Below are 13,929 nucleotides of genomic sequence, written 5' to 3'. Positions count from 1 at the left end.
GCCTCGGGGGCCGAGGCGGACGCCCACACCAGTACGAGGCCGGCCCCAAGCGCCATACTGGTGCCCGGCGGCACACAAAAGGGGGCGGAACGCGGTGGAGTTGCCGGAGTCGATCGGCGGGTACGCCGTGGAGCGTGAGCTCGGGGCCGGGGGAATGGGGACCGTGTATCTGGCGCGTTCGCGCGGCGGGCGGTCGGTCGCGGTGAAGGTGGCGCGGCCCGAGCTCGCGGGGGACGCGCATTTCCGGGAGCGGTTCCGGGCGGAGGTGGAGGCGGCGCGCCGGGTGGGCGGGTTCCACACCGCGCAGGTCGTCGACGCCGACCCCGACGCGGCGGCCCCCTGGCTGGCGACGGCCTACATCGCGGGGCCCACGCTGGGCGGGCTGCTCGAGGCCGAGGGGGCGATGGACGAGGACCGGCTGCGGCGGCTCGGGGCGGCGCTGGCGGAGGCCCTGGCGGCGATCCACGGCTGCGGGCTGGTGCACCGTGATCTGAAGCCCGGCAACATCATCATGGCGGCGGACGGGCCCCGGGTACTCGACTTCGGCATCGCGCGCGCCATGGAGTCCGCCCGGCTGACCACCACGGGCGTGGCCTTCGGCACCCCGGGCTTCCTCGCCCCCGAGCAGGCCCTGGGGACGGCCGTCACGGGGGCTGCGGACGTGTTCGCCCTGGGGGCGGTGCTGGTCGCGGCGGCCGGGGGGAGCGCCTTCGGGGCGGGGACGCCGATGGGGCTGATGTACCGGTCGGTCCACGAGGCGCCCGATCTGACGGCCGTCCCGGAGGGCGTACGGGACGTCGTCGGCCGGTGCCTGGCGAAGGACGCGACGGAGCGGCCCACCCCCGGCGAGCTGCTGGACCTCATCGCCCCGGCGTCCCCCGTACCGCCGCATCCCCCGACGCTGCAGGTCCCGGCGGACGCGCCCCCGCCGCTGCCGCCGATGCCGCCGACCCCGCCGCAGGGCTCGTACGGACCGCCGCCGCACGCCGCGTACGGAGGGCCGAATCCGTACGCGACGCCCGTACCGAACATGCCGCCGCCCGTCGGCCCGAACGGTCAGCCGCCCTTCGTCCCGAACGGACCTCCGCCCGCCGCGCCGAACGGACAGCCCCCCGTCGGCCCGTACGGGCATCCGCTCGCCGACTCGAAGCCCGCCGGCGAGGGCGACATCAGCTTCATGGCCGCCGACTCCACGGGCGGCGTCGTGATCGACGCCACCGGGGTGACGATCCAGGCGGCGTACGCCTGGATGTCCCACCAGGAGCCGCACACCTTCGGCTGGGAGGAGATCGCCGCCGTCCAGTACGCCGCCGAACAGGGCACCCGGCTGCGCGTCACCGTGATCACCCGCGCCGGAGCCGTCCACCACGCCCAGATACGCGCGCGGCGCAGCTCACGGCTGCGGACGTGGCTGGAGGACCTCCCGCTGGTGATCGAGGCCTACCGCTGAGCTCAGCCGGTGAAGACCTCCACCAGCGACCACACCGCCAGCCCCAGCATGCACACGCCGCCGATCCGCTGCACGGTCTGCAGCGGCACCCGCTTGGCGATGAACCGTCCCGCCAGCAGCGCCAGCGCCGACACGGCGGACAGGGCGACGAAGGCGCCGATGGCCGTGGACCAGGGACCGTTGGAGGCGGCGAGGTTCGCCGTGGTGATCTGGGTGAGGTCGCCCCACTCGCTGATGAACACCGCCATGAACGCCGTGGCGTACACCGGCCAGAAACCGGTCACCGTCTTCGCGGCACCGGCCTCCTCGCCCTCCTCCTCGGCGCCGCCCCCGCCGCGCAGCAGCATGAACGCGCCGAAGCCAAAGAGCAGCGCGGACACCAGCTTGACGGACCAGTTCGGCAGCAGCCCGATCAGGCTGCCGGCGCCGACGGCGATCGCGACATGCACGAGGAACGCCGACGAGGTGCCGATCCAGACGTACAGCGGCCGCATCCGGGTGCCCATGGCGAGGGAGGCGAACATCGTCTTGTCGGGCAGCTCGGCGAGGAAGATCAGACCGAAGGCGGTGAAGATCGCCACGGGGTCGAGGTTCATGTCCGGGTGCGGGCTTTCTGTGAGCGGCCGGGCCCCCGGACCCACGCGAAGCGCCCGGAAGCGGGCGACGGGAGGACCGGTCGGCCCGGCACAGCGGGTCCACGCGCCGGCGGCGCATGGCTGTGCCTGGCCGAAGGTCTCGCCCGCCCGCTCACGCTCGAACGGACCCGGTCACCGGGAGCCCGGGGGCTCCAGCATGTCGACGACCGGTTCGCAGGGCTACTCCCCTTCGCTGTGCTCAGGATAGCCCGGCCGCCCGCCCGCGCATCGTGAGGCACGTCACCGCAGCGTCACCCGCAGGCTGCGCCCGTAGACCTCCCGTACGTCGAATTCGATCAGCGTGCCCTGCGTCACGCCCCGGACCGTCACCCGCTCGTCCTGCGAGACGGGCGCCAGCCGCCGCCCCCGCAGCAGGACGGACACCGACGAGCGGTCCATCGTCGGATCCGCCGCCGCCACCGTCGTCACCCCTCCGCCGGTCTGCACCAGCACCGACGCCGGCCCGTCGATGCCGACGCCCGCCGCCTCGTGCCGCCCCTCGGTGAAGGCGGACGCCGCCGTCAGGCCGAGCCCGGTGTGCTTGACGGCCTGCAGCCGCACGGTGTTCGCCAGCACCGACAGCGGCCCCCCGTCGTACGCCCGCAGCCGGGCCTCGTCCGCGCCCGGCACCAGCGCGTAGGCGTACGCGGCGGACGCCGGGCCCTGCGCGAGGGACGCGCCGAAGACGCGCCGGGTGACGGCGGTGTCCGGGTTGGCGGTGCGGACCACGCGGCGGCTGCGGGTGACCACCGTGTGGTCGACCCGTACCGGCTGGGCGGAGAGGAAGACGTAGCCGACGGCGGTGCGCTGGGTGGCGTTGGCGTAGCGCAGCCAGCGCAGGTCCGCCTCGCCGGACGTCCAGAGGGTGCCGTCGCGCAGGGCGCCGGTGAGCGTCACCTGGTCGGTGACGGCCGCGTGCCGGGCGTCGACGGCCGTGGTGACGTCCCGGCCCGCCTCGTCGCCCACACCGGCCGCCAGGACCACGATCTCGTCGTCCAGCAGGAACCAGGACTTGGTCGCGGAGGCGTTGCGGTAGACGGTGAAGTCGTCCGGCAGCAGGTCCCGCGACGCCCACGCGTTGTCGCTGGACTGCACCATGGACGCCGCCCCGTACGCGCCGAGCGTGACGCCGCCGGAGTGCCGGTTGGTGCCGGTGGGGAAGTACACGTACGCGTTCTGCGACTCGGAGGAGGACGTGAAGTTCAGCGGGTGGGAGGGGTTCTCGTACCAGGCCGTCCCGTACAGCTCGGGAATCGTGCGGCGCTCCTCCACCGGAGCGGTCACGCCGGCCAGGGCATACGGGGAGACGGCGGCGTAGTAGTCGGCGCCGAAGGCCTGGGTCTGGTCCTGGCCCGACAGATAGAGGTAGTACGCGCCGTCGCCCTGGAACCAGGGCATCAGGTTCTCGCCGCTCATGTACTCGTACTTGCTGATCCGGTCCGAGCTGCGGGCCAGCGCGAAGGCGTAGCCGGGGCGGCGGTGGACGTTCTTGTCCATGGCGTTGAACGCGACGGTCCGCGACGTCGCGCCCAGATCGGCGGCCGGGACCGTGGTGTCGGCGAGGATCGCCGTGTACGCGACGATGCTGAGGGGGGAGACGAAGGACGCCGGGTTGAGGGCGGCGCGGGAGTTGCCGCGGACGAACTTCACCCAGCCCCTGAGCGCGTCCGCCTCGGCGCCGGTGGAGTAGCCGGCGAGGTCGACGGCGGCCTCGACGATGGTCGCGACGTCCGCGTAGCCGGTGGTCGTGCGGGAGACCGCGCGGCCCTTGACGATCTCCATCATCCAGCCCTCGAAGATCAGCGGCGCGAACCCGTCGCGCACCCAGGTCTGCACGACCGGGACCAGCGCGTTCCCGTCCATGTAGCCCGTGCCGTCGAGGATCTTCAGCGTCTGGACGACGCGGGTGAGCAGCGCCTTCCCGTACGAGCCGGTGTAGGCGACGGAGTCGTGCTGGATGAACGAGCCGTCGGCGTAGTGGCCGTCGGTGTTGTCGTGCTGGAGGTGGTACGGGTCGATGGTCGCGAAGACCGTCAGCTGGTCGGTGAGGGCCTTGCGGATACGGTCCTCGCCCGCCGCGCCGAGGATCGCGCCCTGGAGGATGCGGTTGGTGGTGATGTCGGCGAGGTTGGCGCCGGTGTGGAAGCGGGAGTCGAGGTCGACGTCGCCGTTCCTGCCGGCGCGCAGGTAGGCGTCCATCGAGGCGATGTAGGTGGGGATCAGGTCGGGGCGGTAGGCGGCGAGCTCGTCGGTGAGCAGCACGAACGTCTTGGTGACGCTGGTGGGGATGCCGATCTCCCAGTTGAACCAGTTGCCGTAGTAGCCCTTGGACTGGTCGGCGAAGTAGCGCTCGTGGAGCAAGGCGAGGGCGTCGATGACGCGGCGCTGGACGGCCTGGTTGCCGGTCAGATCGCTGGCGCCGCCCGGGACTCGGGTGGCCAGGGCGATGTCGTAGAGGTGGGCGTAGCTGGTGTTGAGGCTGGCGTCGTTGGTGCCGAGCGGCAGACCGGCGAAGAGCTCGTTCGCCCCGGCGCCGTCCATCGCGGTGAGCCAGCTGCGGGCGGTGGCGGCCATCGCGGTGAGCTTGGCGGCGGTCTCGGGGCGGGCGTTGGACTCGGGGGTGCCGGCGAACACGGCGACGGTGTTGGCCAGCACGGACGCGCTCCCCGCGGCGGATTCGGCCGCGGAGGCGAACCGCGGGGGCACGACGGCGAGCACACCGGCGGCGGACAGGGCGGAGAGCAGTCGCCTGCGCGTGAGTTCCATACGGTGCCTCCCGGGACGAAAACCTGCGTGGGGCGTGGCTGTTGGGGCGGAGTCAAGCAGAGCCCTTGCAACGACGGCAAGCGCTTGTCATGGGGTTTGCGGATGCCAGTGGTCTGGGACTTTGGCGGGGGGCGGCTTCCCGCCCCCCGCCCGTCCTACACCACCCGCCCGTCCCGCAGTTCGAGCGTCTCCCCGCCGAACCCGGCGCGGAAGGCCGGGTCGTGGGACACGGCGACGACCGTGCCGGGGTACGCGGCCAGCGCCGCCTCCAGGTCTCCGACCAGGTCCAGGGCGAGGTGGTTCGTCGGCTCGTCCAGCACCAGCAGCTCCGCCGGTACGCTCACCAGCCGCGCCAGCGCCAGCCGCCGCCGCTGCCCCACGGACAGGTCCGCCGCCGGCACCCCGAAGTCCTCCTCCCGGAACAGCCCGAGCGCCAGCAGCCCCTCGGCGTACTCCTCCGCGAACCCCGGCCGCCCCGCCGCGTACGCCTCCAGCACCGTCCCCCGCGCCCCCCGCACGGGGACCTCCTGCGCCAGATACCCGACCCGCCCCGGCCGGCGCACCGTCCCGGCGTCCGGCCGCAGGTCACCGGCGAGCACCCGCAGCAGCGTCGTCTTCCCGGCGCCGTTGGGCCCCGCGACCAGCAGCCGCCCGCCCGCCGGCACCGCCAGCGCGTCGACCCGCAGCCGCTCCCCGACCCGCACACCGTCCAGCCGCACGCCGTCGTCCCCCGGGCCCGCGGTCATCCCCGCCGCGAACCGCAGCGGCTCCGGGGGCGGCGGCACCGGGGCCGCACGCAGCTCGACGAGCCGCCGCCGCGCCGCCCGCACCTGGCCGCCCAGCTTCGCCTCGTGCGACCGCCGGTGCTTGCCGAAGCCCTGCCTCGGATCCCCGCCGGTCCCGGCCAGCCGCCGTCCCGCGGCCTCCACCAGCTCCTCGGTGCCGGCCAGCTCGGCCAGCCACTCCTCGTACCGCTGCGCCCACCGCCGCCGGGCGGCGGCCTTCGCGGCGCGGTAGCCGTCCCAGCCGTCGCCGTACCGGGTGACGGACCGGGTGTCGCGGTCGACCTCGAGGATGACCGTCGCGACGCGTTCGAGGAACGCCCGGTCGTGGGTGATGACGACGAGCGTGCCGTGATGCGCTGTGAGGCGTTCCTCGAGCCAGGCGACGGCGTCGCGGTCGAGGTGGTTCGTCGGCTCGTCCAGCAGCAGCAGTTCGGGCGCGGACGCCAGCACGCAGGCCAGCGCCAGCCGGGACAGCTCGCCCCCGGACAGCGTGCCGAGGCGGCGGTCGCGGGTGATCCGGGCGAGGCCCAGGGCGTGCAGGGCCGTGTCGACGCGGGCGTCGGCGTCGTAGCCGCCGCGCTGTTCGTACGCGGTGAGCAGGTCGCCGTACGCCGTGAGGGACGCCTCGTCCTCGCCGAGGGTCTCCTCCGCGGCGCGCAGCCGCTCCTCGAGGGCGCGCAGGTCCGCGAGCGCGGCGTCCACCGCGTCCCGCACGGTGCGGGACGGGTCGAGGTCGAGGGTCTGGGCGAGATGGCCGACACCGCCCGGGGCGTGGACGGTCACCTCGCCGGAGTCGGGTTTCTCCGCCCCGGCGAGCAGGCGGAGGAGGGTGGATTTGCCGGAGCCGTTCTCACCGATGACGGCGGCCTTCTCGCCGGGGCGCAGGGTGAGGGTGATCCGGTCGAGGATCGTGCGGGTGCCGTAGGACTTGGAGACGTCGTGCAACGCCGACTGGGCGCGTGCGCGCATGGGACTTCCCTGGGGATGGTGCGTACGGGTGGGAGTTCCGAGGGACGCCGGAGGGCCGCGTCACAGCGCGGCGGATCGTCGGGCGTCCGCGCCCTTTCAGCGGAAGTAGTAGTACCCGTAAGTCACCATGTCCTCCACCGTAGCAAGATCGCCCCGGCTTACACGATCGGTTTTACGGGGCCACGCCCGGGTCCGTCCCGCCGGCCCCCGCCCCGCCCACTACGCTCCGAAACCATGAAGGCAATCGTTCTCCACCAGTACGGCACCGCCGACGACCTGCAGCTCACCGACCTCCCCGAGCCCAAGGTGGGTCCCGGGGAGGTGCTTGTCCGCGTCAAGGCCGCCGGGGTCAATCCCGTCGACTGGAAGCTCGCCGCCGGGCGGCTCGACCCGGTGATGGAGGCGGCGTTCCCGTTCATCCCCGGCTGGGACGTGGCGGGGGTGGTCGAGCGCGTCGGGCTGGACGCCGACGACTTCGCGCCCGGTGACGAGGTGTACGGCTACGTCCGCAAGGACTGGGCCCAGATGGGCACGTACGCCGAGCTGGTCACCGCGAACGTCCGCCACCTCGCGCGAAAGCCCCGCACCCTCAGCTGGGAGCAGGCCGCCGGCGTGCCGCTGGCCGGGCTGACCGCGTACCAGTCCATCGAGCGCGTCGGCCTCACGAAGGACGACACCGTCCTGATCCACGCCGCCGCCGGCGGGGTCGGCTCCGCCGCCGTGCAGATCGCCGCCGCGCTCGGCGCCCGCGTCATCGGCACCGCCAGCGAGCGCAACCACGACTACCTGCGCGCCCTGGGCGCCGAGCCCGTGACGTACGGCGAAGGTCTCGCGGACCGGGTCCGCGCGCTGGCCCCCGACGGCATGGACGCGGCGCTGGACTACGTGGGCGGCGACGCCGTCGACATCTCCCTGGCCCTGCTGAAGGACGACAAGTCCCGCGTCGCCTCCATCACCGACGCCTCCGCGAAGGAGAAGGGCGGCCACTACGTGTGGGTCCGCCCCGACTCCTCCGACCTCACGGCGCTGACGCAGCTCGCCGACGAGGGCCGCTTCACCGTCCACGTGGACCGGGCGCTGCCGCTGGAGCGGGCGGCGGAGGCGTGGCGGCTCAGCGAGTCCGGGCGGGTACGGGGCAAGGTCGTCCTCACCGTCTGATCAGGAGGGGCTGAGCAGCGCGTCGGCCACGGCCGTACGCGCGTACAGCACCGACCGCCCCACGCGGTGCGCCGTCACCAGCCGCGCGTCACGCAGGGCGGTCAGATGCTGCGACACCCCGGCCGCCGACAGCCCGAACTGGGCCGCCAGCGCGGACGTCGACGCCGGGGTGTCCAGCTCCTGCAGCAGCAGCGCCCGCGACCGCCCCAGCACCCCGGCCACCGCGTCCACCGCGCACGGCCGCGGCTCCCACAGCGCGCCGATGCCCCGCGCCGGATACGCCAGCTGCGGCGGCTCGGGCGCGACGGACACCGTCAGCACCCGCGACCAGGCGAACGCCGTGGGCACCAGCACCAGCCCCGAGCCGGCCTGTCCGCGCAGCAGCCCGCAGTGCCGCCGCACCAGCCGCAGCGCGCCGTCGTCCCAGCTCACGGACTCGTGCAGCTCCCCCAGCACATACCCGGCGCCGTACTCGGCGACCAGCCGGGCGCGATGGAACAGATCGGCCTCCAGCAGCTGCCGGATCCGCTGCCAGTACGGGGCGAGCGCCAGCTCCCAATACGTCTCGATCTCGGCGGTGACCTTGGCCAGCATCGCGGCGGGCTCGTCGTACAGCAGCCGGTAGCGGGGCGAACGCTCCAGCCCCGGGCGGTCCTTGGCCAGCCGCCCCAGCTCGTCCCGTACCCGGGCGGGCGGCGTCGCCCGTACGGCCGCCAGCTCCGCCTCCAGCGTGGGGAACGACGTGCGCGGGGCGGGCGTCAGCAGATCGGCGACGTAGCTCCCGGGCGGGGCGAGCAGCGCCAGCCAGCCCCGGTCGAGCCCGGCCTCCGCCAGCCGCTCCCGCGCCGGCCCGGCCCAGCGGCGCTGCGACGGCAGCTCGGGGGCGCCGCGCAGCAGCCGGAAGCTGGTGAGCACCTCCCACAGCGGCGAGACCGCGAAGCGGATCTCCGCCATGTCCGCCGCGGAGAAGCTGAGCCGAGTGTCCATCCTCTACCCCCTGATCGATTCGGCCCCAGCTTAATCAATAGGAGGCACGGCGTGTGGAGCTGCACGCTGTCGCACATGTTCGCCACCTTCCGCGGATTGCCGCCCACCGTCTGGACCCTCTTCGCCGGCACGATCGTGAACCGGCTCGGCTACCTCGTCACCCCGTTCCTCGTCTTCTTCCTCGCCACCCGCGACATCACCGGCACGCAGACCACGCTCGTCCTCGGCGCCCTGGGCGCGGGCAACCTCCTCGGCCCCGCCCTCGGCGGGCTGCTCGCCGACCGGGTGGGCCGCCGCCGGACGATGCTGACCGGCCTGGTCGCGGCCGCGACGGCGCAGGGCGCGCTGTACGCGGCGCCGGGCGTGGCGACGACGGCCGCGGCGGCGCTGGCGCTCAGCGCGGCCGGGGCGATGGTCTCGCCTGCGTCGTACGCGCTGATGGCCGACTCCGTCGAGGGGGAGACCCGGCAGCGGGCGTACGTGCTGTTCGGCTGGGGCGTGAACATCGGCACCGCGGTCGCCGGCGTGCTGGGCGGCGTCCTGGCGGCGCACGGGTACTGGCTGCTGTTCGCGGTGGACGCGGCGACGATGCTGCTGTTCGCGGGGATCGTGTTCGTACGGATCGGGGAGCCGCCGCGGGTCCTTCGGGGTGACAAGGACGGCATGGGTTATGGGGTCGTACTGCGCGACCGGCTGATGCTCGCGCTGATGCCGCTGTTCGCGGTGGGGCTGTTCGTCTACTCGCTCACCGAGGTCGCGCTGCCGCTGGCGATCCGCGACTCGGGGCTGTCGCCGGCGGTGTACGGGGCGATGGCGGCGACGAACGCGGTGTTCGTGGTCGCCGTCCAGCCGTTCGCCTCGGCCCTGCTGGCGCGGCTGCCGCAGGTGCCGGTGCAGGCGGCGGGCAGCGCGCTGATCGCCGTGGGGGTGGCGCTCACCGGGATCGCGGACAGCGTGCCGGGTTACGCGGTGTCGGTCGTCGTCTGGTCGCTGGGGGAGGTGGTGGTGGCCGGGATCGCGGCGGCGCTGGTGGCGGAGCTGGCGCCGGAGCACGCGCGGGGCCGCTATCAGGGGGCGTTCCAGTGGGTGTGGGGGGTGGCCCGCTTCGCCGCGCTGACCGCCGGGGTGGCGCTGTACACGGCGGCGGGCCCGGCGGTGCTCTGGTGGTCGGCCCTGGCGGGCGGCCTGGGGACGGCGGCGGGGACGCTGATCCTGCGGGGGCGGATCGAGCGGCGGACGGGGCACGCGCTGGTGGCGTGAGACTGGGGGCCCGTTTCCGCGCCCGTTTACGGGGGTGTGCGGAAGCGGGCCCCTTTACGACGCCCCCCGAGCACCCCCGCCACCACCACATACGGCACCGCGAACACCACGAACGCCACCGCGTGCGACCCCACCCCGGAGACCACCGCGTACCCCCCATAAACCCCCACCGTAGCCACGTCCGTCCCCAGCCCCGCGACAGACGTCACCGTCGCCCGGGCCGCCCCCTCGATGCGCGCCTGCAGCCGGGCACCGGCCACCACCCCCGCCAGCTGGAACCCGCAGAACGCCACCCCCACCAGCACCATCCCGCCCGGATGCCGCACCGCCGCGCCCGCGGCCAGGGCCACCGCGGACCCCGTCAGCAGCAGAGGCAGCGACCCGCCGGAGGGCCAGATCCCGCCCAGCAGCCCGCCGGCCGTGGCACCCGCCCACACCACCAGCAGCAGCCACGGCACCGCCGCGTCCCCCGCACCGGCCTCCCGGGCCAGCAGCGGCGTGTACTCGTCGAGCGCCCCCCACACCGCCGCGACGGCCGGGACGAGAAGCACCGCACCGCGCACGCGGCGGACCTCCGCCAGCGCGGACCGCAGCGGCGGACCGTCGTCCTCGGAGGCGACACGACCGCCGGGAAACCCAAGACCCACCCCAGCCGTCACCAGGGAGGCCACCACACTCGCCGCCCCCACCGCGAGAAACCCCCCGGAGGCCAGCACCGGCCCCGCAAGCCCGGTACCCGCCATGACCCCCAGCAGCCCCGCGGACTCGGCCCGCCCCATGACGCGGGCGTACGCGTCCGCCCGGCCCTCCCGGGCCAGCTCGTCGTGGACCAGCGCCTCCAGCGACCCCGAGGCGAGCGCCCCCTTGGCACCCCACAGCACGAAGCCCGCCGCGAACGTCCAGAACCCGGGCACCAGCACCCACAGCGCGAACCCCACCGCCGTCAGCAGCGGCCCCACGCACAGCGGCAGCCGGCGCGAGACACGGTCCGCCCAGGCACCGGCGGGCACCTCGAGGAGCAGCCCGGTCACCGACCACAGGACGAACAGCGAGGAGATCTGCCCGACGGACAACCCGGCGTCGTCAAACAGCAGCGCGTACACCGGGTACAGCAGGACGAAGTCGTCCAGGAACGAGTAGAGGTACAACACCCCCGGCAGCCGGGGGCGCGAACGTGAGGATCAATGTCGCTGAGTCATACGACCAGCGTAGCCGCGCCCACCGACACTCAGGCGGATTTTCCGTGCGCCTGCGGCCCGTCCTCCTCGGTGCGCCGCCGCGGGATCAGGGTCCGGTTGACGTTCTGCAGCACGGTGTCCCGGTCCACGACGATCGCCTCGACGTCGTCGCGGGAGGGCACCTCGTACATCAGATGCTGCAGCACCTCCTCGAGCACCGCCCGCGCCGCCCGCGCGCCCGTGCGGCGCAGCAGCGCCTGCTCGGCGACGGCCTCCACGGCGTCGTCGGTGAACTCCAGCCGCACCCCGTCCAGCTCGAACAGCCGCTGGTACTGCTTGAGCAGCGCGTTGCGCGGCTCCACCAGGATCCGGACCAGCGCCTCGCGGTCCAGCCGCTCCACCGACGTGATCACCGGCAGCCGGCCGACGATCTCCGGGATCAGCCCGAACTTCAGCAGATCGTCCGGCAGCACCCGCGTCGCGGCGGGCGCGCGCTCGGGGGCGGGCTGGACCACGCCGAAGCCGATGCCGCGGCTGCCCGCCCGGGCCTGCACGATCTCCTCGATCCCGGCGAACGCCCCGCCGAGGATGAACAGCACGTTCGTCGTGTCGATCTGCAGCATCTCCTGCTGCGGCTGCTTGCGCCCGCCCTGCGGCGCCACGCTGACCACCGAGCCCTCGAGGATCTTCAGCAGCGCCTGCTGCACGCCCTCCCCGGAGACGTCCCGGGTGAGCGAGCGGTTGTCGCCCTTCCGCGCGATCTTGTCGAACTCGTCGAGGTAGATGATCCCGGTCTCGGCCCGCGCCACGTCCCCGTCGGCGGCCTGGACCAGGCGCAGCAGGATGTTCTCGACGTCCTCCCCGACGTAACCGGCCTCCGTCAGCGACGTGGCGTCGGCGATCGCGAAGGGCACGCCGAGCAGCCGGGCGAGGGTCTGGACGAGATGGGTCTTGCCGCAGCCCGTCGGCCCGACCAGCAGGATGTTCGACTTGCCCAGCTCGACGGGGTGTTCGGAGCCGGCGGCGCGGATCCGCTTGTAGTGGTTGTATACGGCCACCGACAGCGTCTTCTTGGCCTCCTCCTGTCCGACGACGTACGAGGACAGGAAGCCGTGGATGTCCCGCGGCGCCGGAGCCTCGGGCAGCTCCTCGCGGACGGGACCGCCGAGCTCCTCGGCGATCAGCTCGTTGCACAGCCCCACGCACTCGTCACAGATGCAGATCCGGCCGGGACCGGCGATGAGCTTGCCCACCTGCTTCTGGGACTTCGCGCAGAACGCGCAGCGCAGCAGGCCGCTCTCGTCACCGATCCGTGCCACGGATTCCTCCCGGAGCCTCGACTGCACCGCATTCCATCATGCCAGCGTCAGGGGTGTGTTCGCGGTCGCCCGGCCATTGTCGACATCCACGGAGGATCCCCGTCCGCGGGGCACAAACCAGGTGGTACGGACCATGTCGGCGGCGGGGGCGTACGAGTTCGGACTCTTACCTCCCGCGCGGAGTATTGACCGGCCGACAAACCCGCCAGTAACTTCGATGAGACGTCGCAGCAACCTTCTGTTTCACCACGGCCGTTAGCTCGGACCCCCACCCGTAGGATTCGAAGGAGAATTCGATGAAGCTGCGCGCCCGTTCCCGCACCCGAAGACTCGCCGCGATCGCGGTCGCCGCCGGGACCGCCGCCCTCTCGCTGACCGTGCCGGCCGCCGCCGAGGCCGCCGCGCCCCTCGACTACGTGGCCCTCGGCGACAGTTACAGCGCCGGCTCCGGGGTACTGCCGCTCGACCCCGACGCGTCGCTGCTGTGTCTGCGTACGACCCGCAACTACCCCCACGTCCTCGCCCAGAAGACCGGCGCCGACCTCACGGACGTCACCTGCGGCGGCGCGGAGACCAAGCACTTCACCCAGTCCCAGTACCCGGGTGTGCCCGCGCAGCTCGACGCCGTGAACGCCGGGACCGATCTGGTGACCCTCACCATCGGCGGCAACGACAACGGCACGTTCATCAACGCCATCCTCGCCTGCGGCACCGCCGGCGTCGGCACCCTCGGCTTCGGCTCCCCGTGCAAGGACCAGTACGGGTCGAGGTTCACCGACGAGATCACCACCAACACGCTGCCGCGGCTGCGGGAGTCGCTGCGGGCGATCAAGGCCAAGGCGCCGAACGCGCGGGTCGCGATCCTGGGCTATCCGTGGATCATGCCCGCGTCGTACGACTGGACCTGCTTCGTCAAGATGCCGATCGCCCGCGGCGACGTGCCGTACCTGCGGTCGCTCCAGGCCCATCTGAACTCCGCCGTCCAGCAGGCCGCCGGCGAGACGGGCGCGACGTACGTCGACATGTCCGCCGCTTCCGAGGGCCACGACGCGTGCGCGTCGAGCGGGACGCGGTGGATCGAGCCGGTGCTGTTCGGTACGAACCTGGTGCCCGTCCATCCGAACGCCTCCGGTGAGGCGGCGATGGCCCAACGGACGGCGAGCGTGCTGGGGCTGTAGAGGCTTGTACGCCGCCCCCTGTCCGGTGGGCAGGGGGCGGTTGCCGTTCACCCGCCCGGCGCGGGGGCGCTCAGGGCCTGGACGGCGTCGTACGAAGGGACGGCGGCCGGGGTCGGCGGCCGGCCGTCGCGGATGGCGCGGGCGGTTGTGACGGCGTCGGCCAGTGCGCGGCGGTAGAGCAGGGAGCCGAGGCTGACGCGACGGACGCCGAGGTCGCGGAGCTGGGGGAGGGTGGGGGCGGTGG

At 73.5% G+C, this 13,929-nt stretch carries 10 protein-coding genes and 1 pseudogene; 4 read left to right on the top strand and 7 right to left on the bottom strand.

Going from position 1 to position 13,929, the window contains the following annotated elements:
* Positions 1-94 precede the first annotated feature (94 nt).
* Positions 95-1,450 (top strand): serine/threonine-protein kinase, encoded by a 1,356-nt coding sequence (locus tag SRB5_RS31745; protein ID WP_323378813.1) that lies wholly within the window; start codon positions 95-97, stop codon positions 1,448-1,450.
* Between the two features lie 2 nt (positions 1,451-1,452).
* On the opposite strand, the gene SRB5_RS31740 is transcribed toward SRB5_RS31745, so the two are convergent.
* The 3 genes from SRB5_RS31740 to SRB5_RS31730 all read right to left on the bottom strand — a co-directional run bounded on the left by SRB5_RS31740 (position 1,453) and on the right by SRB5_RS31730 (position 6,605).
* Positions 1,453-2,046: a TMEM165/GDT1 family protein gene (locus tag SRB5_RS31740; RefSeq protein WP_153456940.1), complete on the bottom strand. Its 594-nt coding sequence runs from the start codon at positions 2,044-2,046 to the stop codon at positions 1,453-1,455.
* Between the two features lie 279 nt (positions 2,047-2,325).
* Positions 2,326-4,851, bottom strand: coding sequence for a polysaccharide lyase family 8 super-sandwich domain-containing protein (locus SRB5_RS31735; RefSeq protein ID WP_153456939.1), 2,526 nt, complete (start codon positions 4,849-4,851; stop codon positions 2,326-2,328).
* Between the two features lie 155 nt (positions 4,852-5,006).
* Positions 5,007-6,605 (bottom strand): ABC-F family ATP-binding cassette domain-containing protein, encoded by a 1,599-nt coding sequence (locus SRB5_RS31730; protein WP_153456938.1) that lies wholly within the window; start codon positions 6,603-6,605, stop codon positions 5,007-5,009.
* Positions 6,606-6,839: 234 nt separating this feature from the next.
* On the opposite strand from SRB5_RS31730, the gene SRB5_RS31725 reads away from it, so the two are divergent.
* On the top strand, positions 6,840-7,763 hold the full coding sequence (locus tag SRB5_RS31725) for an NADP-dependent oxidoreductase (RefSeq protein WP_153456937.1): 924 nt from the start codon (positions 6,840-6,842) through the stop codon (positions 7,761-7,763).
* On the opposite strand, the gene SRB5_RS31720 is transcribed toward SRB5_RS31725, so the two are convergent.
* On the bottom strand, positions 7,764-8,750 hold the full coding sequence (locus tag SRB5_RS31720) for an ArsR/SmtB family transcription factor (RefSeq protein WP_153456936.1): 987 nt from the start codon (positions 8,748-8,750) through the stop codon (positions 7,764-7,766).
* A 75-nt stretch (positions 8,751-8,825) separates the two neighbouring features.
* Here SRB5_RS31720 and SRB5_RS31715 point away from each other — a divergent pair, with 75 nt between their 5' ends.
* Positions 8,826-10,010 carry an MFS transporter gene (locus SRB5_RS31715; RefSeq protein WP_153456935.1) on the top strand — a complete coding sequence of 395 codons (1,185 nt, stop codon included), beginning with the start codon at positions 8,826-8,828 and terminating at the stop codon, positions 10,008-10,010.
* Between the two features lie 26 nt (positions 10,011-10,036).
* On the opposite strand, the gene SRB5_RS31710 is transcribed toward SRB5_RS31715, so the two are convergent.
* Together SRB5_RS31710 and clpX are read right to left on the bottom strand one after the other, a co-directional pair.
* Entirely contained in the window at positions 10,037-11,161 is a 1,125-nt protein-coding gene (locus tag SRB5_RS31710; protein WP_323378812.1) for an MFS transporter, read from the bottom strand.
* 77 nt (positions 11,162-11,238) lie between these two features.
* Positions 11,239-12,507 (bottom strand): ATP-dependent Clp protease ATP-binding subunit ClpX, encoded by a 1,269-nt coding sequence (gene clpX, locus SRB5_RS31705; RefSeq protein WP_323378811.1) that lies wholly within the window; start codon positions 12,505-12,507, stop codon positions 11,239-11,241.
* Positions 12,508-12,803: 296 nt separating this feature from the next.
* Here clpX and SRB5_RS31700 point away from each other — a divergent pair, with 296 nt between their 5' ends.
* Entirely contained in the window at positions 12,804-13,685 is an 882-nt protein-coding gene (locus SRB5_RS31700) for an SGNH/GDSL hydrolase family protein (RefSeq protein WP_153456933.1), read from the top strand.
* 47 nt (positions 13,686-13,732) lie between these two features.
* On the opposite strand, the pseudogene SRB5_RS36030 reads toward SRB5_RS31700, so the two are convergent.
* A pseudogene (locus tag SRB5_RS36030) lies at positions 13,733-13,929 on the bottom strand (isocitrate lyase/phosphoenolpyruvate mutase family protein); the annotation flags it as partial.

The organism is Streptomyces smaragdinus, from assembly GCF_009604385.1.
In the GTDB taxonomy this organism is placed as follows: domain Bacteria; phylum Actinomycetota; class Actinomycetes; order Streptomycetales; family Streptomycetaceae; genus Streptomyces; species Streptomyces smaragdinus.
The sequence above is the reverse complement of the archived record's forward strand: the minus strand, read 5'-3'. Positions and strand labels throughout refer to the sequence as shown.